This window comes from Caulobacter sp. Root487D2Y (genome assembly GCF_001427165.1).
In the GTDB taxonomy this organism is placed as follows: domain Bacteria; phylum Pseudomonadota; class Alphaproteobacteria; order Caulobacterales; family Caulobacteraceae; genus Caulobacter.
On sequence record NZ_LMFD01000013.1, the window covers coordinates 94,780 to 119,884 of the forward strand.

Sequence of the window (25,105 nt, forward strand, 5' to 3'; positions counted from 1 at the left end):
GGCGCAGCCGCCAGGTGGGGGCAAGTAGGTGTTCGCCAACACCGGTCATCCCGCCACCTCGTGGTACGCCGCCACCGCCACGCCCTTCCCGACGCTCCCCGAGCTCCAACAGGACGCCCGCGCCGACGTCTGCGTGGTCGGCGCCGGCTACACCGGCCTCGGCGCCGCGCTCGAGCTGGCCCGGCGCGGGGTGTCGGTCGTCGTGCTGGAGGCCGCCCAGGTCGGCAGCGGCGGGTCGGGGCGCAACGGCGGCCAGGTCCATACAGGCCAGCGCAACGACCAGGCCTGGCTGGAGAAGCGACTGGGCCGCGACGACGCCCTGCGCCTGTGGACGATGAGCCAGGACGCTCGGGCCCACCTGCTGGGCCTGATCGCCGCGCACGGCATCGCCTGCGACTTCGTGCCCGGCATGATCCACGCCCGCCACCGCAAGGGCGGCGAGGACGAGGACGCGGCCCATATCGACTTCATGCGGGACCGCTACGGCTACGACCAGCTGGCCCCGATCGGCGAAGCCGCCCTGGCGCGCGAGCTGGGGACGCGGGTCTATCACGGCGGCCTGATCGACCACGGCGGCGGCCACCTGCATCCGCTGAACCTGGCCCTGGGCATGGCCCGGGCGGCGAGGACGGCGGGGGCGGTGATCCACGAGCGGACCCGCGCCACGGCCTGGCGGCGCGAGGGCGGCGCGATCGTCGTCGAAACTCCGCGGGGCCGGGTGACCTGCGACCAGCTGATCCTGACCGGCGACGGCTATCTGGACGACCTGGCCGGCGGCGCGGCCCGGGCGCGGGTGATGCCGATCAACAACTTCATCCTGGCCACCGAGCCGCTCGGCGAGCGGGCGGACCAGATCATCCGCTCCAACGCCGCCGTCGCCGACAGCCGGTTCGTGATCAACTATTTCCGCAAGTCCCCCGACGGCCGGCTGATCTTCGGCGGCGGCGAGAACTACCGGCCGGGCTTCCCGCCGGACCTTAAGGCCTTCGTGCGGCGGCGCATGCTGCAGGTCTATCCTGACCTGGCCGACGTGAAGGTGAGCCACGCCTGGGGCGGGACCCTGGGCATCACCGTCCACCGCGCCCCGTTCGTCCGCGAACTGGCCCCGGGCGTGCGGATCGCCGCCGGCTATTCGGGGCAGGGGGTGATGCTGGCGCCCTGGTTCGGCAAGCTGCTGGCCGACGCGGCGCTGGGCGAGGGGGAGGGAGTGGAGCTGCTGGCCCGGCTGCCGACGCCGCCGTTCCCGGGCGGGCGGTGGCTGCGGTGGCCGCTGACCGTGGCGGGGTTGAGCTGGTATGCGCTGAGGGATCGGATGTGAGGCGGTGGCTCACCCACTTGCCCCCACCTGACGGCTTCGCCGTCTGTCCGCCCCCATAGGGGGCGGAGGACGAGAACGCGACGTCCTCTTCCCCCTTTTGGGGGAAGACGGTCGCGAAGCGACCCGTAGGGGGCAAGTGCTCGCGGGCAAGGCCCGACCGTTGACTTCCCCACCGCCCCATCATCCCATCCTCCTCATGCAGTCCCAGACCACCGAGCCCTCCGGCAGCGTCGCCACCGCCCTGGCCCACGCCCAGCGCCTGCTGGCCATCGATCCGCGTCTGGCCGCCGAGCAGGCGATGGCGATCCTGGAGGCCGTGCCGCGTCACGCCGAGGCGGTGCTCATTCTGGCGACAGCCTTGCGGCTGTCGGGTGACCTCCAGCAGGCCCTGCGGGTGGTCGATCCCCTGGCCCGGGCCTTCGCCCAGTCGCCGCCGATCCAGCTGGAGCACGGGCGGATCCTGGCCGCCGCCGGCCAGACCCAGGCCGCGATCGCCGCCTTCAAGCGGGCGCTCGCCGCCGAGCCGGACCTGGCCGAGGCCTGGCGCGGCCTGGCCGAGGCCCTGGAGTTGGTCGGCGACGACGCCGGCGCCCAGGCCGCCCGGGCCCGGCAGATCAAGGGCGGGGTCCGCGACCCGGTGCTGATGACCGCCGCCGTCGCCCTGGTCGAGGAGAAGCCCGGCGAGGCCGAGAAGATCCTGCGCGGGCTGCTGGAGACCCGTCCCGACGAGCCGGCGGCGATCCGCATGCTGGCCGAGGCCGCGGCGAGGCTGGGCCGCCAGGAGGAGGCCGAGACCCTGCTGGTCCGCTGCCTGGAGATCGCCCCCGGCTTCACCGCCGCCCGCCACAACCTGGCCACCGTGCTCTACCGGCTGGGACGCTCGGAGGAGGCCCTGGTCCAGCTGGACCGCTTGCTGGCCGAGGCGCCGCGCAATCCGGCCTATCTCAATCTGAAGGCCGCCGCCCTGGCGCGGATCGGCGAATACGCCCAGTCGATCGCCATCTTCGAGGACGTGCTGGCCCGCTATCCGCAGCAGCCCAAGGGCTGGATGAGCTACGGCCACGCCCTGAAGACCGTCGGCCGCTCGGCCGATTGCGTGGCCGCCTACCGCAAGGCCGTCGACCAGGCCCCGTCGCTGGGCGAGGCCTGGTGGAGCCTGGCCAACATGAAGACCTACCGCTTCAGCGACGCCGACCTGGCGGACATGGAAGGCCAGCTGGCGCGCGAGGACCTGTCCGACGACGACCGCCTGCACCTGGACTACGCCCTGGGCAAGGCCCACGAGGACGCCGGGCGCTACGCCGAGTCGTTCGGCCACTACGTCAAGGGCGCGGCGCTGCGGCGGGCCCAGATCCACTACGACCCGGCGGTGATGGCCAGGCACGTGGCTCGCAGCAAGGCGGCGCTGACGGCGGGGCTGTTCGCGTCGAAGGCCGGCCAGGGCTGCCCGGCGCCCGATCCGATCTTCATCCTGGGCCTGCCGCGGGCCGGCTCGACCCTGGTCGAGCAGATCCTGGCCAGCCACTCGGCGGTGGAGGGCACGATGGAGCTGCCCGACGTCACCGCGATGGCCCGCCGGCTGAGCGGGGCCAAGACCGCCAAGGACGAGTCGGCCTATCCCGAGATCCTGGCCACGCTAAGTCCCGAGGATCTCAAGGCGCTGGGGGAGGAGTTCCTCGAGCGCACGCGGGTGCAGCGCAAGACCGACCGGCCGTTGTTCATCGACAAGATGCCCAACAACTTCGCCCACATCGGCCTGATCGCCCTGATGCTGCCCAACGCCAAGATCATCGACGCCCGGCGCCACCCGATGGGCTGCTGCTTCTCGGGCTTCAAGCAGCACTTCGCCCGCGGCCAGAACTTCAGCTACGGCCTGGAGGACATCGGCCGCTACTACGCCGACTATGTGGAGCTGATGGCCCATTTCGACGCCGTGCTGCCGGGCCGGGTGCATCGGGTGATCTACGAATCGATGATCGAGGATCCGGAGGCCGAGATCCGCGCCCTGCTGGACTATTGCGGCCTGCCGTTCGAGGACGCCTGCCTGAACTTCCACGAAAACGACCGTGCCGTGCGCACCGCAAGCTCAGAGCAGGTTCGCCGGCCCATCTTCAAGGACGCGGTCGAGCATTGGCAGAACTACGAATCGTGGCTGGAGCCGCTGAAGACCGCTTTGGGACCGGTGCTTTCCAGTTATCCGGCCGCGCCTGAATTTTGATCAGCCCCTTCGCACCCTGCCATTTCTGCAACAGTCGGCCGAATTGACGTTCGTTTGAATTTTGATCCTTGCGGGGACCAAATTCGAAGGAGAGCATCGTTCACCTAACCTGTTCGGGGGAGCGATAATGCCGTTGACCAAGCGTAACACGCACGGATCGTCCAAGACGGCGATTTGGACCACAGCCCTGCTGGCGTCGTCGATGCTTACCGGGGTGGCGGCCCAGGCCCAGACCGCCGAGAGCGGGGCGGTGGCTCTGGAACAGGTGGTGGTCACCGCCCAGAAGCGCTCGGAAAACCTGCAGGACGTGCCGATCAGCATCCAGGCGCTGGGGACCAAGACCCTGGAAGAGCGCCACATCACCGGCCTGAACGACTACATCAAGTTCCTGCCCAGCGTGTCGATCCAGACCACCTCGCCGGGCTTCTCCAGCGTGTTCATGCGCGGCATCGTCAGCGGCGACAACGCCAACCACTCGGGCCCGCTGCCCACGGTCGGCACCTATCTGGACGAGCAGCCGATCACCACGATCCAGGGCGCGCTGGACCTGCACATCTACGACATCGCCCGGGTCGAGGCCCTGGCCGGGCCGCAGGGCACGCTGTACGGCGCCAGCTCGCAGGCCGGCACGGTGCGGATCATCACCAACAAGCCCAGCACCGCGGGCTTCAGCGCTGGCTACGACCTGGAGGCCAACACCATCGCCCACGGCGACGCGGGCTATGTGGCCGAGGGCTTCGTCAACCAGCCGATCAGCGACTCGATCGCCGTGCGCTTGGTCGGCTGGGCCGAGCACGACGGCGGCTATATCGACAACGTGCCCAACAGCCTGTTCTTCCCCACCTCGGGCGTGACGATCAACAACGCCGCGCGGGCCAAGGAGAACTACAACGACGTCGACACCTACGGCGGCCGGGCCGCCCTGCGCATCGAGCTGGGCGAGAACTGGGTGGTCACCCCGACCATCATGGGCCAGCAGCAGAAGGTCGGGGGCCTGTTCTCCTACGATCCGTCGCTGGGCGACCTGAAGGTGGGCCACTTCTATCCGGAGAACTCCGACGACAAGTGGGCCCAGGCGGCCCTGACCGTCGAGGGCCAGATCGCCAATCTCGACGTCACCTACGCCGGCTCGTACCTGAAGCGCGAGGTCGACTCCCACTCCGACTACACCGACTACTCGTACTTCTACGACACCATGACCACCTACGGCGCCTATTGGACCGACGACGCCGGCAACCCGGTCAATCCGGCCCAGTACATCAACGGCAACGACCGCTATTCCAAGGTCAGCCACGAAATCCGCGTCGCCAGCCCGCAGGAGAACCGCCTGCGCTTCGTGGCCGGCGTGTTCTACCAGCGCCAGACCCACGGCATCACCCAGGACTACAAGATCGACGCCATCGGCGAGTCGATCTCGGTGCCGGGCTATCCGCACACCATCTGGCTGACCAAGCAGAAGCGGGTGGACCGCGACGAGGCCGTCTTCGGCGAGCTGGCCTATGACATCACCGACCAGCTGACGATCACCGGCGGCATCCGGTTCTTCAAGGCGCACAACACCCTGAAGGGCTTCTTCGGCTATGGCGCGGGCTACAGCAGCAACACCGGCGAGGCCAAGTGCTTCACCGGGCCCGAGATCGCCGGCTCGCCGTGCACCAATCTCGACAAGGGCATCAAGGAAGACGGCAACTCGCCCAAGGTGACCGTGACCTACAAGGTCACGCCCGACAAACTGATCTACGCCACCTATTCCGAGGGCTTCCGGCCCGGCGGCATCAACCGCCGCGGCACGATCCCGCCCTACACGTCCGACTACCTGAAGAACTACGAGGCGGGGTGGAAGACCACCTGGCTCGAGAACCGCCTGCGCTGGAACGGCTCGGTCTATCTGGAAAAGTGGCAGGACTTCCAGGTCGGCCTGCTGGGGGCCAACGGCCTGACCGAGATCCGCAACGCCGGCGCGGCCGAGGTCAAGGGCGTCGAGACCGACGTCAACTGGGCGATCGCCCAGGGCTGGACCCTGAACGCCTCGGGCGCCTACACCAGCGCCCACCTGACCGAGGACTTCTGCGAGGACCTGATCAACGGCTGCGCCGCCACCGGACCGGACGCGCCGGACGGCTCGGTGCTGCCGATCACCCCCAAGCTGAAGTTCAACCTGACCACGCGCTACGAGTGGGACATCGGCGACCTGCAGGCCCACGTCCAGGGCTCGGCGGTCTATCAGAGCGGCAGCTGGACCGACCTGCGGATCCAGGAGCGCGAGATCATCGGCCGCCAGAACGGCTACACGACCGCCGACTTCACGGCCGGGATCGCCCGCGATTCCTGGACGCTGGAGGCCTATATCAAGAACGCCTTCGACAAGCGCGCCAGCCTCTATCGCTACGCCGAGTGCATCGAGACGGTCTGCGGCGGCCGCACCTATGTGGTGCCCAACCAGCCGCGGCTGATGGGCATCAAGTTCGGGCAGCGGTTCTGATCGCAATCAGGGTTGTCATCCCGGAAGCGCGCAGCGCTGTCCGGGACCCAGGGGGTTCGCACCGCCTTCGCCCAGTCCCCTGGGTCCCGGACAGCCTCTGCGAGGCTTCCGGGATGACAACCATTGTTGCGTGAGCAGCGTGGTCCGTGAAAGCGTAACCGCATGACAGCGACCCCGCAGAAGGTCCCCATCCCCAAGATCACCGCCCCGCGCGCCCCCTCCTCGCGAGAATTGGGCTTCTGGATGTGCACGGCCCTGGTGGTCGGCAACATGATCGGCTCGGGGGTGTTCATGCTGCCCGCGTCCCTGGCCCCCTACGGCTGGAACGCGGTGTTTGGCTGGCTGCTGACCATCGGCGGCGCCGTCTGCCTGGCCTTCGTGTTCGCGGGCCTGGCGCGCGAATTCCCCAAGGCCGGCGGGCCCTACGCCTACACCCAGGAAGCCTTCGGGCCGCTGGTCGGGTTCATGGTGGCCTGGAGCTACTGGATCTCGCTGTGGGTCGGCAACGCCGCCATCGCCACCGGGGCGGTCAGCTATCTGTCGGCGATCTTCCCGGCCATCGCCGAGGTTCCGGGCCTGCACCTGCTGGTCACCCTGGGCGCGGTCTGGCTGATGGTGGCGATCAACATCGCCGGCGCCCGCCTGGCCGGCGGCGTGCAGGTGGTGACCACCGTGCTCAAGCTGCTGCCGCTGGTCGCCGTGGCCGGCCTGGCCTTCTGGGTGATCGGCCGCGACCACGGGGCCAGCCTGACGCCGTTCCGCGCCGCCGACATCCATCCGGGCGGGATCACCGCCGCCGGGGCCCTGACGCTGTGGGCGCTGCTGGGCCTGGAGTCGGCCACCGTGCCGGCCGGCAAGGTGGTCGATCCGGTCCGCACCATCCCGCGCGCCACCCTGGTGGGCACGGTGTTCACCGGCGTGATCTACCTGCTGGTCTGCTCGGCGGTGGTCCTCTTGATGCCGACCGACACCCTGAAGGTCTCCAACGCCCCGCTGTCGGACTTCGTGGGCCTCTACTGGGGCGGAAACGCCGGCAAGATCCTGGCCCTGTTCGCGGCGATCAGCGCCTTCGGGGCCCTGAACGGCTGGGTGCTGCTGCAGGGCGAGATGCCCTACGCCATGGCCAAGGGCGGGGTGTTCCCGGCCTTCCTGGCCAAGGAGTCGGCGCGCGGCGCGCCCGTCCGCGCCCACCTGCTGTCGGCCGGCTTCCTGACCGTCCTGGTGCTGATGAACTACGCCAAGTCGATGGCCGACCTGTTCACCTTCATCGCCCTGGTGGCCACCACGGCCTCGCTGTTCGCCTATCTGGCCTGCGCCCTGGCGGCGCTGAAGCTGCAGGCCAGCCGCCGCATCGCCCCGACAACGACCTTGACCGTGATCGCCCTGCTGGCCGGCGTCTATTCGGTCTGGACCCTGGTGGGGGCCGGCGGCCAGGCGGTGCTGCTGGGCGTGGGCCTGCTGGCCGTCGGCGCGCCGTTCTACTGGCTGACGCGGGGGCGGGGGGCCAAGTGACCAACGGATGATTTTTTGATCCGCTCATCCCGGCGAATGCCGGGACCCAGATCCCATGGCGGTGTGTCGGGTTGGAAGGGCTCAGAGCTTTTGGCGTCAGCCACACCGCCATTCCATCTGGGTCCCGGCATTCGCCGGGATGAGCGGTTAGAGAGAGATTGCTTATGACCGTACGCACGATCCTGATGGCCGCCGCCCTGGCGCTCGCGCCGCTCGCCGCCCCCACGGTGTCTTGGGCCGCCCCCCTCTACGTCCACGCCGGCAAGCTGGTCGACACCCTGCAGGGCAAGGTCCTGACCGACCAGCTGATCAAGATCGACGGCGAGCGGATCGTCTCGGTCGCGCCGTGGAAGACCGCCCCGACCGACGGCAAGGTCATCGACTGGTCCAGCCGCATGGTGCTGCCCGGCCTGATCGACATGCACACCCACCTGGTCGACCAGGAGCAGACCGAGAACATCGCCGAGCCGCTGCTGACCACCGCCGCCTACCAGGCCTATATCGGCGCCGCCCACGCCCGCGCGACCCTGGAGGCCGGCTTCACCAGCGTGCGCGACGTCGGGACCTGGCGGGCGTTCGGCGACGTGGCCCTGCGCGACGCCATCGACGCCGGCCTGGTGCCCGGCCCCCGGATGTCGGTGGCCGGCGCCTACATCACCATCCCCGGCGGCGGCGGCGAGATCACCGGCCTCGCCGACGACGTGAAGATCCCCGATGAGATGCGGGCGGGCGTGGTCGTCGACGCCGCCGACGCGCGGCGCAAGGCGGCCAACATCCTGGCCCACCACGCCGACTTCCTGAAGCTGATCGCCACCGGCGCGGTCCTGACGGTCGGCACCGAGCCGGGCCAGCAGGAGCTGACCGAGGACGAGATGCGGGCCGCCGTCGAGGAGGCCGCCCGTCGCGGAACCTACGCCACCGCCCACGCCCACGGGGCCGAGGGCATGAAGTCGGCCATGCGGGCGGGGGTGCGCTCGATCGAGCACGGCTCGCTGATGGACGACGAGGCCATCGCCATGATGAAGGCCAAGGGCGTGTTCCTGGTGGCCGACATCTATGACGGCGACTGGATCGACGCCTACGGCAAGGCCCACGCCTGGCCGGCCGAGACCCTGCGCAAGAATTTCGAGACCACCGAGGCCCAGCGCGAGGGGTTCCGCAAGGCGGTCAAGGCCGGGGTCAAGATCGCCTACGGCACCGACGCCGGCGTCTATCCCCACGGCCTGAACGCCCGCCAGCTGCCCTACATGGTCCGCTACGGCATGACCCCGATGCAGGCCATCCAGTCGGCGACCACCGTGGCGGCCGAGCTGATGAAGACCACCGACGTCGGCGCCGTGGCGCCGGGCCGCTACGCCGACCTGATCGCCGTGGACGGCGACGCGATCGCCGACATCGCGGTGCTGGAGCACGTCGGCGCGGTGATGAAGGGCGGGGTGGTGGTCAGAGATTGAACCCTCTCCCGGAGGGGAGAGGGAGGGGCCCGCCGCGTAGCGGTGGGAGGGTGAGGGGTTAGGGACGGCCGACGGCGGGAAGGGCGTAACCCCTCATCCTCCCACGCCTGCGGCGCGGGCCCCTCCTTCTCCCAATGGGAGAAGGTTTTTCCTTGGGTGCGACATAGTATCGTTGAGCGAAACGCAACCTACAACTTAAGCGCCTCGTTAACCTTTTGAGGCGCAGCGTCCGTATCATGATCACTCGCCTCCTCACCGCCACCGGTCGTCTGGTCGTCTCGTTCGGCGCGGCCTTGCCGCTCGGCGATCGTCTCCTCGATTCCCGCTTCAGCGACGACGAGGGCGAGCACCTGATGTGGGGCCTGGGCTTCTATGTCAGCCTGATCCTTGCCGTGGTCTCGCTGTTCGCCTGGAAGCACTGACGAATCCCCAGCGATTCCAAGCGCGATAAGGGATTTCGCGGCCAGCCGCCGCAATCCTGCCCGCGGAGTGACCATAGATCCCCTTGGCTCGGCTCCTGCAGTGTGCAATGCAACACAATGTTGCTGTGCAGCATTGATACAGCTGTCACGCAGACGCCGTAAGACCGACGCTGAGTGAGCACCAAGGAGTGAGTACCATGGCCGCCGAACACACCTATTTCGTTCGCCCCGTCTCCGGCGTCTGGCACGTCACCTGGAACGACACGCTGGAGCTGATCGGCTCCTACCCCGCCCAGCCCGAGGCCGTCGGCGTGGCCGAGATGCTGGCCCGGCACATGCGCGCCCAGGGCAAGACCGCCCGGGTCCAGGTGTCCGAACCCGAAGCCCGCCGCGCCAACTGGGGCCGCACCAACATGGGCGCCCAGGCCGCGGCCTAGTCACCGAACTCACCCTCTCCCATGGGGAGAGGGAGGGACCCATCGCTCGCGATGGGAGGGTGAGGGAGTTCTGAGTCCGACGGCGCGCCGGCAGGGCGCTGTGAGATACCGGTGAGGGTGTAACCCCTCACCCTCCCACGCTCTTCGAGCGCGGGCCCCGCCCTCTCCCTATGGGAGAGGGTTTTCTATTTTATATACCCCGCCGCCAACCGCTCAGCGATCGCCCCCGCCTCGGCCGGGCTGAACACCGTCGCGTCCAGGCACAGCTCCAGCCACAGCCCATCGACCACGGCCGTGAGGCCGATCGCCGCCAATCGCGCCTCGACCCTCGGATCGCAGGCCGTCAGCAATTCCTCCAGCCGCGCGCGGTAGCCGGCATAGGTCCGCCGGTGGATGGCGGCAATGGCCGGGTCGACCTTGACCAGGCTCCAGAAGGCCAGCCAGGTGGCCAGCAGGTCCGGGTCCAGCACCGGCGGGGCGAAGCTGGCGGTCAGATAGGCCGACAGGCGCTTGCGGGGGTCCGATCCCGCCGCCGCGACCGCCGCCTCCAGCGCCGCGTCGATCCGCGCCCCGGTCGCTTCGTAGGCCGCGGCGACCAGCGCGTCCACGCCCTCGAAATAGTGCCGCAGCAGCCCGGCGCTGACCCCCGCCTCGGCGCAGATCGTCCGCACGGAAGCGCCGGCCACGCCCCTGGCGGCCAGCACGCGCGAGGCGGCCTCGATCAGGGCGGTGCGGCGGACGTCGGGCGTTTCGCGGGTGAACGGGGCGCGGGTCATGGGTGAAGGCTTGAGCGTTCGCGAAACGCCCCCTCCGTCACGATGCGTATTCGCATCGCGCCACCTCCCCCGCGATGCGGGTGAGGAGGATCTGGCGGCGTCCCTTCTCCTCACCCGTGCAACGGGGGAGGTGGCGCGTCGCGAAGCGGCGTGACGGAGGGGGCGTCACGACCTCACCACCCCTCCGGCGGCCGATGCAGCCGCGCTTCCGGGATCAGCGCCCGCATCTTCCGCCCGAAGCTTCGAAGCGACACCTCGCTCGAAGCCAGCGGTCCGGCCGTGAAGCTGCGCGACGCCATGCCCTGCTGCACGCGGGCCACCAGCTGGGTGTCCTCGGCGTTGACCTGGCGGTTGATGCGCCAGTTCAGATACCGCGCGGCCTTCATCTCGCGCCGGCTGTCGGGCAGGGCGTAGGCGATCTCGCGGATCATCGTCTGGGTGGGCGAGACCGGGATGAACTGCATGAAGTCCACCTGGTCGGGATAGATGTCGAAGGCCTGGTTGGGCCAGAGCTTGAAATAGGTCCACAGACGCTTGCGCTCGGGCGGCAGGTGTTCGACGTCGGGCAGCACGTGCTGGTACATCCGCTCGGACGGATTGCGCGACGGCTCCTCGATCAGCCGGCCCCACATCTTGTCGACCCAGGTCTCGGCTTCCACGCCGTAGCCGCGACCAAACAGCCGGGTCAGGCCGGGGTGGGCGATCGGGATGTGCAGGCCGTCCGAATAGTTGTCGCTGATGTTCTTCCAGTTGACGTCGCGCGGCCGCAGGGTGACGCGGCCGAACGGGACCATTTCCTCGAAGCGGTAGGGCTCCAGCTCGTGGTCGTAGGGGGCCATCATCTCGGCGACGCTGGGGCCGTCCCCTTCGAGCCGCACGAAGACGAAGCCGCGATAGACCTCGACCTGGACCGTGTGGAGCCCCTGTTCTTCCATCTTCAAGGCAGGGTAAGTTTCGGCGTGCGGCACGCCGATCAGCCGGCCGTCCAGGGCGTAGGTCCAGGCGTGGTAGGGACAGACGATCCGGCCGCCCCCCTTGCCGCATTGGCCCGACGGCCCGTCCAGCAGTCGCGCGGCCCGGTGCCGGCAGACATTGGCGAAGGCTCTGACCCCGCCGTCCTTGCCGCGCACCACGACCGTGCTCTCGCCCAGGAAGTCGAAGGTGTGGAAATCGCCGGGTTTGGGGACGTCATTCAGATGGCAGACGATCTGCCAGGAGGGCCGCAGGACCTTGTCCTGTTCTTCGCGGAAGAAGCGGGCGTTGTCGTAGAGCCAACCGGGCAGGCCCCAATTTGCATCAGGATCGGCGGCGTCGGGGTCGTGGTTGGGGAGGTTCAGGTCCATCACGAAAGCCCTCCAGCGACAATGCGGCTAACACTTGCCCCCTCCGGGCCTTCGGCCCTCCTCCCCCAAAGGGGGAAGAGGCGCGTCCTCCGCCCCCTATTGGGGCGGACAGACCGCGAAGCGGGCAGGTGGGGGCAAGTGGGTGAGCCTCCCACGTCTACCGCCCCACCAGGCTCAGCTTCACCGCCGTCGCGAAGTCCCGGTCGCGCAGGATCTCCCGCGCCGCGTTCCGCCCCGGATTGCCCGACACCCCGCCGCCCGGGTGGCAGCCGGCGCCGCACATGTAGAGCCCCTTGATCGGCGCCCGATGGCTGGCGTGGCCCAGCACCGGCCGGGCCGCCCACAGCTGATCCAGCGACATGTGGCCGTGCATGATGTCGCCGTTGACCAGGCCGAACTTCCGCTCCAGGTCGACCGGCGACAGGATCATCCGTCCCAGGACCGACGCCTTGAAGTTCGGGGCCCACTGGTTGACCGTGTCGATGATCAGGTCGGCGGCCGCCTCGCGCTCGTCGTCCCAGTCGCGGCCGTCCGGCAGGTCCCAGGCGAACTGCTGGCAGAACAGGCTGGCCACGTGCTGGCCCGGAGGCGCCAGGCTGTCGTCCAGGGTCGAGGGGATCAGGATCTCGACGATCGGCTTCTTGGAAATCCCGGTCGCCTTGGCGTCGCGATAGGCCTCGTCCATGTAGTCCAGGGTCGGCGACAGCACGATGCCGCACTGGTGGTGCTCGGCCACGGCCTTGCCGGGCAGGCAGGTGAAGTCCGGCAGCTCCGACAGCGCCACGTTCATCCGGAAGGTGCCCGAGCCGTTCTTGTAGCCCTTGATCGCCTTCCTGAACGGGGCGGGCAGGGCCGAGGGGGCGATCAGCGAGCCGTACAGCAGGGCGGGATTGAGGTTGGACGAGACGATCGGCGCCATGATCTGGCGGCCGTCGACCAACTGCACGCCGATGGCCCGCTTGCCGCCGCCTTTCGGCAGGTCTTCGACATGCACGCCCTCGACCTTGGCCTTGAGCAGGATCTCCACGCCCTTGGCGCGGCAGGCCTTGGCCATGGCCTGGGTGATCGAGCCCATGCCGCCGACCGCGTGGCCCCAGGCGCCCTTCTTGCCGTTCACCTCGCCGAAGGTGTGGTGCAGCAGCACATAGGCCGAGCCCGGGGTGTCGGGGCTGGCGAAGTTGCCGACCACGGCGTCGAAGCCGAAGCTGGCCTTGACCGCGTCGCTCTCGAACCAGCCGTCCAGGAAGTCGCGGGCGCTCTTGGTGAACAGGTCCAGCAGGTCGCGCTTGCGCTCGCGGCTGAGGCCCGCCAGCCGCCCGCCCTGGCGCAGGGCCCGCAGCAGGCCCGGCAGGCCGTCGCCGAGATTGGGCGGGGTCTCGCCGGCCAGGGCGCGCAGCACGTCGCCGATCTCGTCGAGCATGGCGTAATAGGCCGGCAGGCGCTCGGCGTCCCTGGCCGAGAACTTGCGGAACTCGGCCTGGGTGCGCTCCAGCCCGCCGCCCAGCTTCATGTAGGTCTTGTCGTCGATCGGCAGGAAGTTGGAGATCGGCCGCTCCAGGATCCGCAGGCCGTGGCCGTGCAGGTCCATGTCGGCGATGACCTTGGGGCTGAGCAGGCTGACCGTGTAGCTGGCCACCGAGTTGCGGAAGCCGGGGTGGAACTCCTCGGTGACGGCCGCCCCGCCGACCACGTCGCGGGCCTCGCAGACCGTGACCTTCAGCCCGGCGCTGGCCAGGTAGAAGGCGCAGACCAGGCCGTTGTGGCCGCCGCCGATGATGATCGCGTCGCGGTGCTGGGTGGCGGTCATGTGTCTCTCCCCGGGTGGTGGGGGGAGGTTGCTATACGAGTGTATAATAGGCAAGAGGCTCAGTGGCTCACCCCCTTGCCCCCACCTGACCGCTACGCGGTCTGTCCGCCCCCATAGGGGGCGGAGGACGCGCACTGCGCCGGCGCCTCCTCTTCCCCCTGTGGGGGAAGACGATCGCGAAGCGATCCGTAGGGGGCAAGTGCTAGCCGCACCGAGCCCCTAGGTGTGCTCCGCCTTCCCCCGCGCCGTCAGCCAGTACATCACCGGCGTCGCCACCCGCGACAGCACCGTGCTCGTGATCAGCCCGCCGATGATCACGATGGCCAGCGGCGAGTACAAACCCGACCCCTCCATCGCCAGCGGCAGCAGCCCGCCGATCGCCGTCACCGAGGTCAGCAGCACCGGCAGGAACCGCACCTCGCCGGCCTTCTCGATGGCGTCGTGCAGCCCCATGCCGCCCTTGCGCAGCTGTTCGGTGAAGTCGACCAGCAGGATCGAGTTCTTGATCTCGATGCCGATCAGCGCGATCAGCCCGATCGTCGCGGTGAAGCTCAGCGAATAGCCGGTGATCCACAGCGCCGCGACCGCGCCGAACAGGCCGAACGGGATGATCCCGGCCACCACCAGGGCGGTCTTGAACTTCTGGAACTCCAGGACCAGCACCGCCAGGATCCCGAACACCGCCACCATCACCGCCGCGCCCAGGCCGGCGAAGCTTTCCGACTGGGCCTCGGCTTGGCCGCCCATCGACAGGCGGTAGCCGGGCGGCATCGGCAGCTCGCGGTTCAGGCGGGCGACCACGTCCTGGGTGACCTTGGCCGTCAGGTATCCGGTCTGAACGTAGGACGACACGGTCACCGTCCGCTCGCGGTCGTAGCGGTCGATGCGGGTGGGGCTGGAGCGGAGGGTCGGGCTGGCGATCGAGCCCAGGGGCGCGGCCTCGCCCTCGGCGGTGGGCACGTAGATCTTCGACAGGTCGGCCAGGGCGTTGCGGCTGCCCACGGCGTTGGGCCCCTCGGCCACGCTCATCGGAAGACGCACCTTGACCGCGTAGTCGTCGCCGTCCGGATCGCGGAAGCGGCCGGTCTCCTCGCCCGACAGCGCCAGGCGGGCGGCGCGGCGCGGGGCGCCGGCCGGCACGCCCAGGGCCGCGGCCTTGCCCTCGTCGACGCCGAGGTCGAGGTCGGTGCGGTCCAGCCGCACGGGGTTGTTGACGTCGCGCGTGCCGGGCGTGGCCTTCAGGATGGTCTCGGCGCGCGCCGCCAGGGCCTTCAGCACCTGCAGGTTCTGGCCGGTCAGGCGCACGGCCACCGGGGCGTCGATCGGCGGGCCGTTCTCGAAGGTGACGACGCTGATCCGCGCCCCGGGGAAGCGGGCGAAGTCGGCGCGCAGGCGGTCCAGCACCTTCTCGCTCTTGCCCGGCTCCCAGGCCTTCAGGCTGGCGAACACCTCGCCATAGGTGGTGGCGCTCTCGCGTTGGGTGATGTTGTAGAAGATCTGCGGATTGCCGCGTCCCAGGTTGTCGGCCTGCCAGACGATCGCCGGCTCCTGGCTGAGCCGGGCCTCGACGAAGCGCAGGGCGCGGTCGGTGCGGGCCAGGGGGCTGCCGTCGGGAGTCTCGACCCGGACCAGGAACTGCGGGGTCTCGGCCGCCGGGAACAGGGACGAGCCGACGATCTTCAGCATCGGCACGGCGATGGCGCAGATGGCCAGCATGATCGCCAGGCTCAGCCACGGCCGCGCCAGGCTGAAGTGCAGCACCGGGCGATAGAAGCGGTGGATGCCGCCGTTCACCGCCCGCAGCAGCGGATTGCCCTCGGGGTCGGAGTGCTTGTCCAGCACCCGGCTGGCCAGGAACGGGATGATGGTCATCGACACCAGCAGCGAGGCGCCGACCGTGCACAGCACCGTCACCGGCAGCGACTTGATATAGGCCCCCGACCCGGCCGGCAGGGCCATCAGCGGCAGGAAGGCCAGCATCAGGCAGGCCGTGCAGCCCAGCACCGCCAGGGCGATCTGGTTGGCGCCGTTGACCGCCGCTTCGGCGCGCGCCTCGCCCTCGCGGATGCGGCGGGCGATGTTCTCGGTGATCACGATGCTGTCGTCGACCAGCAGGCCCAGGGCCAGCACGAAGCCGGCGATCGACAGCTGATTCAGGGTGAAGCCGAAGGCCTGCAGCAGCACCAGGCCGATCAGCAGGGACAGCGGGATCGACACCATCACCACCAGGCCGGCGCGCGGTCCCAGCGGCAGCAGGGTGATCAGCACCAGCAGGAGGGCGATGCCGAAATCGCGGAACAACTTCGTCAATCTATGCTCGACGTTCTTGGCCTGGACGAAGCCGCGCTCCAGCTTCACCCCGGCCGGCAGGGTCTTTTCGTAGTCGTCCAGCACCCGGTCGACGGACTTGGTGATCCGGGCCACGTCCTGGCCGTCCTTCTGGGTGACGGTGACGAAGATCGCCCGCTTGCCGTTGAAGCGGGTCAGGTGGGTGGGCTCGTCCTGGGCCCAGGCCACGTCGGCGACGTCGCGCACCCGCACCACCTGACCGCCGATCGAGCGGACCGGGGTGTCCTTGACCACGTCCAGCGAACGGAAGGCCCCGCCGGCCTTGACGTTGAACCGCCGGTCGCCCGCCTGCACCGCGCCGATCGGAGCCTCGGCGCCGGCCGCCTTCAGGGCGTCGGAGACGGCCGTGGCGGGCAGCTTCAGGGCCGACAGCCGGGCCAGGTCCAGCGACACCCGCACCTCGGACGACGGCGCGCCGTAATAGCGCGACTGGCGCACGCCGGGCACGCGGTCCAGCCGCTCGCGCAGCCGGTCGGCCACCTTCTCCAGCCGGCGCATGGGCAGCACGTCGCTGGTCAGGGCCACCTGGACGATCGCCACCTCGGTGGTGCGCACCCGGTCGATGTCCAGGCGGGCCAGACCGGCCGGCAGATTGCCGCGGATGGCGTTCACCTCGCGGACCACCTGGTCGTACTTGCGCTCGGGATCGACGTCCCAGGTGAAGTGGACGCGGATCACCGCCGCCCCGTCCAGGCTGGTCGACTCGACCTTGTCGATATTGTCCAGGCCGTCGACGGCGTCCTCGATCGGGTCGGCGACCAGCTGCTCCATCTCCGAGGGCTCGGCCCCCGGCAGCACGGCGCGGATCACGACGATCGGCACCGGAAAATGCGGATCCTCCGAACGCGGCACGTTGGAGAAGGCGTTCAGCCCCAGCATCACCAGCAGGCCGAAGGCGACCAGGGTGAACTGCCAGCGGCGGACCGCGAAACCGGCGAGGTCGAACTTCATTGCGAAGGCCCTCGCTCGGGTGGTGACCATGTCACCCCCACATCCGTCATTCCCGCCCTTGTGGCGGGAACCCCTCTGTCCGCCGCCAGGGCAGGGGTGTGGCGCGCCGGCGCGCCAAAGCGCTTCACCGTCAGCTGAACCAGGGGTTCCCGCCACAAGGGCGGGAATGACGGTTGAGAGGGAGGTGCGTGAAAGCCCAACACCGCCTTCATTGCCCCGCCACCTTCCCCAACACCCTGGGATCGGTCACCGTCACCCGGTCGCCGTCCGAGACGAAGCCGGCGCCGGCGGTGATCACCCGCGCCCCGTCGGGCAGGCCGGCGACCAGGGCGTCGTCGCCGTCGAAGCCGCCGAACTGGACGGGGGTGCGGCGGGCCCTCATCTCCCCTTTGGCGCCGTCGAGGCGGAGCACGGCCGCCTTGCCGCCCGAAGCCTCGAGCACGGCCTCGGCGGGGATGCGGGCGAAGCCGGCGTTGGTCGTGGCCGCCACGCGGCTGGCCAGGCGGGCGGTGGCGATCTGGCCGCTGCGCAGCTCGGGCCGGGCGGCGACCTCGATCTCGACCGTCACCGCGCCGGTGCGGGCGTCGGCCGACTGGCCCACGCGGGTGACCCGGCCGGCCAGGATCTGGCCCGGCAGGGCGTCGACGGTGACCTCGACGGGCGCGCCGACGCCGATCCCGGCCACGTCGCGATCGGGCAGGGGCACGCGCAGCACCAGGGGGCTGTTCAGGTCGGCGATGCTGACCACGGCCTGGCCGGGCTGCACCACCTCGCCGGCCTGGGCCTTGCGCTCCAGCACCACGCCCGAAGCGGGGGAGACGAGCTGCGCCCAGCGCCGGTCGAAGGCGGCGGAATTGTAGGCGGCGCCGGCCGAGCGCACGGCGCTCTCGGCGTCGTCGACCCGCACCTTGGCGACATAGCCCTTGGCGTAGAGGGTCTTGGCGCGCTCCAGGTCGCGGCGGGCCTTGTCGAGGTCGGACGACGAGGCCTGCTGGCGGGCGTCGACGGCGGCCGGGTCGATGGCGGCCAGCACCTGGCCGGCCCGCACCGCGTCGCCGGCCTCGACGGAGACGCGGGTCAGCACCCCGGCGATGCGGAACGACAGGGCCATCTCGCGACGGCGCTCCAGGGTCCCGGTGGCGGTGACGCCGCCGGATGCGCGCGGGGCGCTGACGGCGACGGCCTCCACCGCCTGGGGCGGCGGCGGGGCGGCGGGGGTCTTGGCGGGACCGCAGGCGGCGAGGGCGAGGAGGGCGATCAGCGCGGCGCCGGACGCCCCCTCCGTCACGAGGCTGCGCCTCGCGCCACCTCCCCCGCGTTGCGGGTGAGGAGAAGGGATCTGCGGCGTTCTCCTCACCCGTGAAACGGGGGAGGTGGCGGCCCGGCCCTTCGCCGGGACGACGGAGGGGGCCTCCCGCGCCGATCCGGCTTCCAAGTCCCCGACCATGACCCGCCCTCTCGACTATCGATCAGTGATAAGTTATCAGTGATAGATTATCGCGACTTGTCAAGCCGCGCGAGGCTTGAGAAAGGCTCGAACACGATGAAGTCGCCGCAGGTCAGATCTCCCCGCAAACCCAAGGGCCAGGGCGCCGAGCGCCGCGAGGAGATCCTCGACGCGGCCCTGCGGCTGTTCAGCGCCAAGGACGTGCACGTGGTCTCCACCCGGCAGATCGCCGAGGCGGCCGGGATCAGCCAGCCGGCGCTCTACGCCTATTTCGCCACCAAGGACGACCTGATCGCCGAGCTGTGCGTGCGGGCCTTCGCCAAGCTCAAGGCGCGGATGGACGACGGCAAGTCGCGCTGGACGCCGACGCCCGAAATGTTCGACCGGGCGATGATGACCTATATCGATTTCGGCCTGAGCGAGCCCGACGCCTACCGCGTGGCCTTCATGGTCGAGAAGAGCCACGACGGCTCCTTCAACGCCCGCACCGGCGGCCGGCCGATGGCGGCGGGCATGGAGGCCTTCCAGGGCTTCGTGGCGATGATCGCCGAGCTGCACGCCGCCGGCCTGACCCACGACGACGACCCCCTGCGCCTGACCCAGACCCTGTGGGCGGGCCTGCACGGCCTGGTCTCGCTGCTGATCGCCCGGCCGGAGTTCCCGTGGACCGAGCGCGAGGCCCTGATCGCCGGCCACATCGCGATGCTGCGACGCGGGGCGCTCAAATAGTCCTTGGGGGAGGGGTCAGGACTTCACGTCCAGGTTCCCGCCTTCCACCCGCACCGGCTTCAGCGCCTCGCGCCGGGCCGGGTCGATCGCGCCGGGACCGGTGACCGCGCCGGCGTAGAGCACGGCCGGGTCCGCGGGCCCCTTGGCCTTGTCGTCCTCGGCCTTGGGCTTGTTGATGTCGTAGGGGCCGTTCTTGGGATGGGCCGGGTCGATGTGCTTCTTGGCGTAGTCGATGTCCGTGCAGTCCTTGCACGCGAAGCCGTTGATCGTGGTGGTCTGGCTGGTCATGGCGTCCTCCCGATGGGGGTGAGTTCGCGCGGCGCCGGAAATGGTTACATGGCGAAATCCGCCGTCCCCCCCTATATCCCCGCCTTCCACTCCATTTCGCTAACGTCGGAACCCCGCGCCATGGCCAAGCTGCAGCCCCTCGAAACCTTCAGTCTGCAGGAAACCGAGGACGGCTACCGCCTGCTGGTCTCGGCGATCGGCGGCGAGGCGCTCTATGTCTCGATCACGCCCGCCCAGATGGACGACATCATCGAGAGCCTGGAAGCGGCCATGGGCGGCGAGGAGGAAGAGGGCGTCGAGGACGACGAGGGGTTCTAGCGAGCGCAGCGAGCGTTCCGCCCCCTATGGGGGCGGACAGGCGGCGAAGCCGCCAGGTGGGGGCAAAGCGGGTACGCCTCCGCCCTGCAGTTGAACACTTGCCCCCTACGGGCCTTCGGCCGTCTTCCCCCAGAGGGGGAAGAGGGTTCTCCCCGCGATACGTAAGGAACGGCCACGCTTCCGTCGGCTGTGAAACGGCGTAGGGTCATCACCATGAAACGTGGCGCCGTGAAAGCAAGCTGGTGGGCGCGGGGGCTGATGCTCCTGAGCGCGATCCTGTTGCTCGGCGCGCCGGCGATGCCGACCGCCGCCATGCCGATGGATTCCAGCCACGCGCAGGCGCCGTGTCACGACATGGATCACGATGGGGGCCACGACAGGGGCAAGTCCCTGTGTTCGGACGGCTGCGTCGTCGCCTGCCAGGTCATCGCGGCGCCCGGGACGCAGATCGCCGAGCCCGTTGAGACCGGTCTGGCGATCCCGGCCCCCACGCCCTCCCCTTGGCCGCCGGGACGCGCGCCGGCCCCGGAGCTTCCGCCGCCGCGGTGAGGTCCGAATTCAGAATTTCATCCTTCAATCTGAAATCGGAAACCCATCATGAAACGTATCCTTTCGACGGCGGCGCTGATGCTGCTTGTCTCGGCGTCGGCCGCCTACGCCGCCGCCCCCGAAACCGTGACCAAGGCCGTTGAAGCCTGCTGCGCCCTCGGCGCGGCCTGCTGCAACGGCGGTCCCTGCGGCTGATCCAGCCCCCTAGGCTAGACCGGGACGCCCGCTCCGAAAGGGGCGGGCGTCTTGCGTTCGGGTCCATGGGCGGCCGCGCCCATCCCTGCTAGAGACGCCGTATGTCTCCCGCCGCCTCGCCTCTGCGCGCCGCTCTGCCCTACGTTTGCCTGCTCGGGGCCATGGTGTCGCTGTGCGCCGGGACCTCGTTCGCCAAGACCCTGTTCCCGCTGGTCGGAGCCCAGGGGACCAGCGCCTATCGGGTGGGGTTCTCGGCCCTGATCCTGTGCCTGATCTGGCGGCCGTGGCGGACGCCCCTGGCCCGCAAGGACCTGGTCGCCGTGGCGACCTACGGGGCGGTGATGGGGGCGATGAACCTGTGCTTCTACATGGCCATCCGCACGATCCCGCTGGGCCTGGCCATCGCCATCGAGTTCACCGGCCCGCTGAGCCTGGCGATGATCCACGCCCGCAAGCTGATCCACTTCGTCTGGATCGCCCTGGCCGTGGCGGGCCTTGGCCTGCTGCTGCCGCTGGGCGACACGAGCCTGAACCTCGACCTGGTCGGCGTGGCCTTCGCCGCGGCGGCGGCGGTGTTCTGGGCGCTGTACATCGTCGCCGGCCAGCGGACCGGGCACCTGCACGGCGGCCGCTCGGTGGCCCTGGGCATGGCGACGGCGGCCCTGGTCATCGCGCCGTTCGGCCTGGCGACCGCGGGCGCCGCGCTGCTGAACCCCGTCGCCATCGGCCTGGGCCTGGTGGTGGCGGTGGTCTCCAGCGCCATTCCCTATTCGCTGGAGATGGTCGCCCTGCGCGGCATCTCCAAGCGCAGTTTCGGGGTGATGCTCAGCCTGGAGCCGGCGGTCGGGGCCCTGGCCGGCCTGCTGGTGCTGGGCGAACACCTGGCGCCCCGCCAATGGCTGGCCATCGCCTTCGTGATCGCCGCCTCGGTGGGCACGGTGGCCACCGACCCGTCGCGCAGGCAGGCCGAGGCGCCGCTGCACGACTAGGGCCGGGGGACACGCACAAGTGCATGTCCCCCGGCGCGGAATCTTTATGACGCCCTTATGCCCGCGCTCGAAATCCACATGGCGCCCTTACGCCGACCGCCTGTAGGCCACCGCTTCTCTCCGACGGACGCGAGCCTGATGGCCCATACCTTACCCGAGCCGACCCACCCGGGGGCGCGCGCCGCCCGGTTCGGGGCCCTGTGGCTGGGGGCGCTGGGCGTGGTGTTCGGCGACATCGGCACCAGCCCGCTCTACGCCATGCGCGAGGCCCTGGCCCACGCCCGAGGCGTGGACCCGCAGGCGGCGGTGTTCGGCGTGGTGTCGCTGGTGTTCTGGGCCCTGACCCTGGTGGTCACCCTGAAGTACGTCGCGATCGTGATGCGGGCCGACAACGGCGGCGAGGGCGGCACCCTGGCCCTGATGGCCCTGGCCCAGAACGCCCTGAAGAAGCGCTCGGCCTGGCTGGTGCTGCTGGGCATCGTCGGGGCCGCCCTGTTCTACGGCGACGGCCTGATCACCCCGGCGATCTCCGTGCTGTCGGCCGTCGAGGGGCTGACGACCGCCCCGGTGATCGGCGCCCATTTCGCGCCGTTCGTCCTGCCGCTGGCGGCGGTCATCCTGCTGGGCCTGTTCGCCGTGCAGTCACGCGGCACCGAGGTGGTGGGACGGTTCTTCGGGCCGATCACCCTGATCTGGTTCGTGGTCCTGGCGGCCCTGGGCCTGCCGTTCGTGCTGCAACGGCCCGAGATCCTGCTGGCGCTGAGCCCCGTCTACGCCGTCAGGCTGATGATGGCCGACGGCCTGCTGGGCGTGACGATCCTGGGCAGCGTCTTCCTGTGCGTGACCGGGGCCGAGGCGCTGTACGCCGACATGGGCCATTTCGGCAAAGGCCCGATCCGCGCCGGCTGGCTGACGGTGGCCCTGCCGTGCCTGATGCTGAACTATCTGGGCCAGGGCGCGCTGTGCCTGATCCGCCCGGCGGCCATGGACAACCCGTTCTTCGACCTGATCCCGCACGCGGTCTACTGGCCGGTGATGGCCCTGACCACGGCCGCCACCATCATCGCTAGCCAGGCGGTGATCACCGGGGCCTTCTCGGTCACCCAGCAGGCGGTGCAGCTGGGCCTGCTGCCGCGTCTGGACATCAAGCGCACCAGCGAGACCGTGGCCGGCCAGATCTTCGTGCCGCAGGTCAATGTCGCCCTGGCGGTGGGCGTGCTGTTCCTGCTGTTCATGTTCCGCACCTCGTCGAACATGGCCTCGGCCTACGGGGTGGCGGTGACCACCACCATGGTCGTGACCGTGGCCCTGCTGTTCGTGGTGGCGCGCCGTCACTGGCGGTGGCCGTTGTGGGCCTGCGTGGCCCTGCTGGCGCCGTTCCTGGCGCTGGACCTGGTGTTCCTGGGCTCCAACGCCCTGAAGATCGCCGAGGGCGGCTGGGTCCCCCTGGCGGCGGCCGGGGCCATCATCCTGGTCATGTGGACCTGGCGGACGGGCAGCGACCTGCTGCACCAGAAGGTCCATCGCGACTCGATCGCGCTGGTCGATCTGATCGACAACCTGCGGGCCCGGCCGCCGCATCCGGTGCCCGGCACGGCGATCTTCCTGACCTCGGACCCCTCGGTCGCTCCCGTCGCCCTGCTGCACAATCTCAAGCACAACAAGGTGCTGCACGCCGACAACGTGATCATGACCGTGCGGACGGCCGATCAGCCGCGGGTCGCCGAGAAGGACCGGATCGAGATCGAACCCCTGGGCGAAGGCGGAGGGGGGGCGGGCTTCAAGCGGGTGATCGTCCACTACGGCTTCATGGAGACGCCGCACATTCCGCGCGCCCTGGGCAGCTGCCGGCGGCGCGGCCTGGCCTTCGACCTGATGTCGACCTCGTTCTTCGTCGGCCGCCGCACGGTGGTGGCCTCGCCCGGGGCCGGCATGCCCCTGTGGCAGGACCGGCTGTTCATCTGGATGGTCAGGAACGCCGCCGATCCGATCGACTACTTCCACATCCCCGCCGGCCGGGTGGTGGAGATGGGGTCGCAGGTGGTGGTGTAGGGGCGCCTCTTCGCTCACGAGCTTCGCACCCCTTTCAGGCGTCATCCCGGGCCTTGTGCCCGGGACCCCTCTGTCCGCCGCAGGTGCAGCGGGGGCGGTTCGCCGGCGAACCGCTTGTGTCTCACGGTTCAGCTGAACCAGGGGTCTCGGGCACAAGGCCCGGGATGACGACCAAGAAGAGGTAGGCGCCGACCGAAGTCCTCACTCCGCCGCGTAGACCACCGGGTGCACGTGGGCCCACAGGTGGGCGCGGTAGGTGTCGAAGCACTGCTCGCCGCAGATCAGCCGCATGACCGCGCCCTCGGCGATGAAGCGGGCGCAGTCGGGGCGTTCGCTGACCAGGGGGTGCAGGGCCTCGGCGTTCCAGGCCTTGGAGTGCTCGACGTCCAGCTGGGCGTGCAGGGCGAAGTACTTGCGGGCGGCGGGCGAGACGCCCAGGCGCTTGAGGCCCGCGTCGACGCAGGCCACCCGGCCCGGGGCGGTCAGCTCGACCACGCCCAGGGCGCCGATCGACTGATAGGTGTAGCGTCGCGTGGTGGCGAAGGCGGTCATGGTGTTGGCCAGGCACAGCGACTGCCACAGGGTGGAGTCGATGGTCGGCGTCAGGCCCAGGACTTCCGTCGTGCGGGTCAGCATCGGGCCATGCATGCCGGCCGCCGCGCCCCGGCCCATCTCGTCCCAGTAGTTGCGGGCCAGCTCCAGCTTGGCGCGGTCGCTGACCTTGACCTGGGTCATCGCCACCAGGTCGTCGAAGCCGGCCTCGCCGGCCGCTTCCTGGGTCAGGAACCACTTGATGTCCTCCAGGCCGGCCGCGCCCTCGATCCAATCGAACAGCGGGTCGTCCTGGCCGGGGCCGGTCTCGCTCAGGTCCTCGAACCAGGCCACGAAGTCGTCGGCGTCGGTCGGCACGCCGGCGACCAGCGGCAGGATCAGGTCGCGGAACTGCTCGATGTACTCGCCCTCGATCCGCTTCATCCGGGCCTCGTCCGAGAGCTCGGCGCGCCAGTCGGGATCGGGCGTTCCCACCGCCAGGCGGCGGTGGTTCCAGTGGGCCAGGCCCCGGTGCAGGGCCTCGGCGTCGGGGAATTGCGGGCTGAAGGCGCCGATGCGCGCCAGTCGTTCGCCACCAAACATGGCGTGCTCCTAGGATCGGGTGCGGGTCTTTTCAGGGGACGAAAAGGCCGCCTCCGGGGGAGGAGGCGGCCTGGTTCGAAGACGCTGGGATCAGCGCTGGTCGGTGCGGCCGGGCTCGATGGCGCCGGTGTCGGCGCCGCCTTCCAGGCCGTTGTTCAGGTCGTCGACGCCTTCGCCTTCGACGCCTTCGTTGTCACGACGCGGCTGGCCTTGCTGGTTCTGCTGGTCGGACTGCCGGCGTTGATCGTCGGACGGTTGTTGCTGCAGGCCTTCGCGGTTGGTGTCTTCACCCATGGTGGTCGCTCCCTGATCGCGCCGGAGGCTTCCGGCGGGGA

Annotated in this window: 21 protein-coding genes; 13 read left to right on the forward strand and 8 right to left on the reverse strand. The window is 69.8% G+C overall.

All coding sequences use genetic code 11. From position 1 onward, the window contains the following. Positions 1-28 precede the first annotated feature (28 nt). The 7 genes from ASD38_RS19470 (at position 29) to ASD38_RS19500 (ending at position 9,843) form a co-directional block, all read left to right on the forward strand. On the forward strand, positions 29-1,318 hold the full coding sequence (locus ASD38_RS19470; RefSeq protein WP_056462673.1) for an NAD(P)/FAD-dependent oxidoreductase: 1,290 nt from the start codon (positions 29-31) through the stop codon (positions 1,316-1,318). A gap of 196 nt (positions 1,319-1,514) precedes the next feature. Beyond that, complete coding sequence (locus ASD38_RS19475; RefSeq protein WP_056462676.1) at positions 1,515-3,536, forward strand: tetratricopeptide repeat-containing sulfotransferase family protein; 2,022 nt, start codon at positions 1,515-1,517, stop codon at positions 3,534-3,536. A 127-nt stretch (positions 3,537-3,663) separates the two neighbouring features. Continuing rightward, positions 3,664-6,018 carry a TonB-dependent receptor gene (locus ASD38_RS19480; RefSeq protein ID WP_056462677.1) on the forward strand — a complete coding sequence of 785 codons (2,355 nt, stop codon included), beginning with the start codon at positions 3,664-3,666 and terminating at the stop codon, positions 6,016-6,018. A gap of 162 nt (positions 6,019-6,180) precedes the next feature. Beyond that, positions 6,181-7,530, forward strand: coding sequence for an amino acid permease (locus ASD38_RS19485; RefSeq protein ID WP_056462678.1), 1,350 nt, complete (start codon positions 6,181-6,183; stop codon positions 7,528-7,530). Positions 7,531-7,715: 185 nt separating this feature from the next. Continuing rightward, a complete protein-coding gene (locus tag ASD38_RS19490) occupies positions 7,716-8,984 on the forward strand; it encodes a Xaa-Pro dipeptidase (RefSeq protein WP_442857060.1) in 1,269 nt (422 codons plus the stop codon). Between the two features lie 236 nt (positions 8,985-9,220). Then, positions 9,221-9,406: a hypothetical protein gene (locus tag ASD38_RS19495; protein ID WP_056442899.1), complete on the forward strand. Its 186-nt coding sequence runs from the start codon at positions 9,221-9,223 to the stop codon at positions 9,404-9,406. Positions 9,407-9,603: 197 nt separating this feature from the next. Beyond that, a complete protein-coding gene (locus tag ASD38_RS19500; RefSeq protein WP_056442896.1) occupies positions 9,604-9,843 on the forward strand; it encodes a hypothetical protein in 240 nt (79 codons plus the stop codon). A 185-nt stretch (positions 9,844-10,028) separates the two neighbouring features. Here the strand turns inward: ASD38_RS19500 and ASD38_RS19505 are convergent, their stop codons facing one another. The 5 genes from ASD38_RS19505 to ASD38_RS19525 all read right to left on the reverse strand — a co-directional run bounded on the left by ASD38_RS19505 (position 10,029) and on the right by ASD38_RS19525 (position 18,357). Next, positions 10,029-10,619, reverse strand: coding sequence for a TetR family transcriptional regulator C-terminal domain-containing protein (locus ASD38_RS19505; protein WP_056462680.1), 591 nt, complete (start codon positions 10,617-10,619; stop codon positions 10,029-10,031). Positions 10,620-10,792: 173 nt separating this feature from the next. Next, positions 10,793-11,962: an aromatic ring-hydroxylating oxygenase subunit alpha gene (locus ASD38_RS19510; protein WP_056462681.1), complete on the reverse strand. Its 1,170-nt coding sequence runs from the start codon at positions 11,960-11,962 to the stop codon at positions 10,793-10,795. A gap of 157 nt (positions 11,963-12,119) precedes the next feature. Further along, the gene (locus ASD38_RS19515; protein ID WP_056462682.1) at positions 12,120-13,769 is read right to left on the reverse strand and encodes a phytoene desaturase family protein; all 1,650 of its coding nucleotides are present in this window, start codon (positions 13,767-13,769) and stop codon (positions 12,120-12,122) included. A 219-nt stretch (positions 13,770-13,988) separates the two neighbouring features. Next, positions 13,989-17,069, reverse strand: a complete 3,081-nt coding sequence (locus ASD38_RS19520) for an efflux RND transporter permease subunit (RefSeq protein ID WP_056462683.1) — start codon at positions 17,067-17,069, stop codon at positions 13,989-13,991. A 208-nt stretch (positions 17,070-17,277) separates the two neighbouring features. Next, positions 17,278-18,357 (reverse strand): efflux RND transporter periplasmic adaptor subunit, encoded by a 1,080-nt coding sequence (locus ASD38_RS19525; RefSeq protein WP_056462686.1) that lies wholly within the window; start codon positions 18,355-18,357, stop codon positions 17,278-17,280. Positions 18,358-18,612: 255 nt separating this feature from the next. On the opposite strand from ASD38_RS19525, the gene ASD38_RS19530 reads away from it, so the two are divergent. After that, the gene (locus ASD38_RS19530; protein ID WP_056442877.1) at positions 18,613-19,245 is read left to right on the forward strand and encodes a TetR/AcrR family transcriptional regulator; all 633 of its coding nucleotides are present in this window, start codon (positions 18,613-18,615) and stop codon (positions 19,243-19,245) included. A gap of 15 nt (positions 19,246-19,260) precedes the next feature. Here the strand turns inward: ASD38_RS19530 and ASD38_RS19535 are convergent, their stop codons facing one another. Further along, positions 19,261-19,533 carry a hypothetical protein gene (locus ASD38_RS19535; RefSeq protein ID WP_056442874.1) on the reverse strand — a complete coding sequence of 91 codons (273 nt, stop codon included), beginning with the start codon at positions 19,531-19,533 and terminating at the stop codon, positions 19,261-19,263. A gap of 120 nt (positions 19,534-19,653) precedes the next feature. Here ASD38_RS19535 and ASD38_RS19540 point away from each other — a divergent pair, with 120 nt between their 5' ends. From ASD38_RS19540 to ASD38_RS19555, 5 genes are all read left to right on the forward strand, one after another. Further along, positions 19,654-19,851, forward strand: a complete 198-nt coding sequence (locus ASD38_RS19540) for a hypothetical protein (protein ID WP_056442871.1) — start codon at positions 19,654-19,656, stop codon at positions 19,849-19,851. Between the two features lie 213 nt (positions 19,852-20,064). Next, the gene (locus tag ASD38_RS19545) at positions 20,065-20,400 is read left to right on the forward strand and encodes a hypothetical protein (RefSeq protein ID WP_156390798.1); all 336 of its coding nucleotides are present in this window, start codon (positions 20,065-20,067) and stop codon (positions 20,398-20,400) included. A gap of 48 nt (positions 20,401-20,448) precedes the next feature. Next, a complete protein-coding gene (locus tag ASD38_RS24345) occupies positions 20,449-20,595 on the forward strand; it encodes a hypothetical protein (protein WP_200946026.1) in 147 nt (48 codons plus the stop codon). A 101-nt stretch (positions 20,596-20,696) separates the two neighbouring features. Continuing rightward, positions 20,697-21,584 carry an EamA family transporter gene (locus ASD38_RS19550; protein ID WP_056462688.1) on the forward strand — a complete coding sequence of 296 codons (888 nt, stop codon included), beginning with the start codon at positions 20,697-20,699 and terminating at the stop codon, positions 21,582-21,584. Positions 21,585-21,722: 138 nt separating this feature from the next. Next, the gene (locus ASD38_RS19555; protein WP_056462689.1) at positions 21,723-23,636 is read left to right on the forward strand and encodes a potassium transporter Kup; all 1,914 of its coding nucleotides are present in this window, start codon (positions 21,723-21,725) and stop codon (positions 23,634-23,636) included. A gap of 201 nt (positions 23,637-23,837) precedes the next feature. Here ASD38_RS19555 and ASD38_RS19560 read toward each other — a convergent pair whose 3' ends face one another. Together ASD38_RS19560 and ASD38_RS19565 are read right to left on the reverse strand one after the other, a co-directional pair. Then, on the reverse strand, positions 23,838-24,770 hold the full coding sequence (locus ASD38_RS19560) for an iron-containing redox enzyme family protein (RefSeq protein WP_056462690.1): 933 nt from the start codon (positions 24,768-24,770) through the stop codon (positions 23,838-23,840). Positions 24,771-24,860: 90 nt separating this feature from the next. Beyond that, the gene (locus ASD38_RS19565) at positions 24,861-25,064 is read right to left on the reverse strand and encodes a hypothetical protein (RefSeq protein WP_056462693.1); all 204 of its coding nucleotides are present in this window, start codon (positions 25,062-25,064) and stop codon (positions 24,861-24,863) included. Positions 25,065-25,105: the final 41 nt, after the last annotated feature.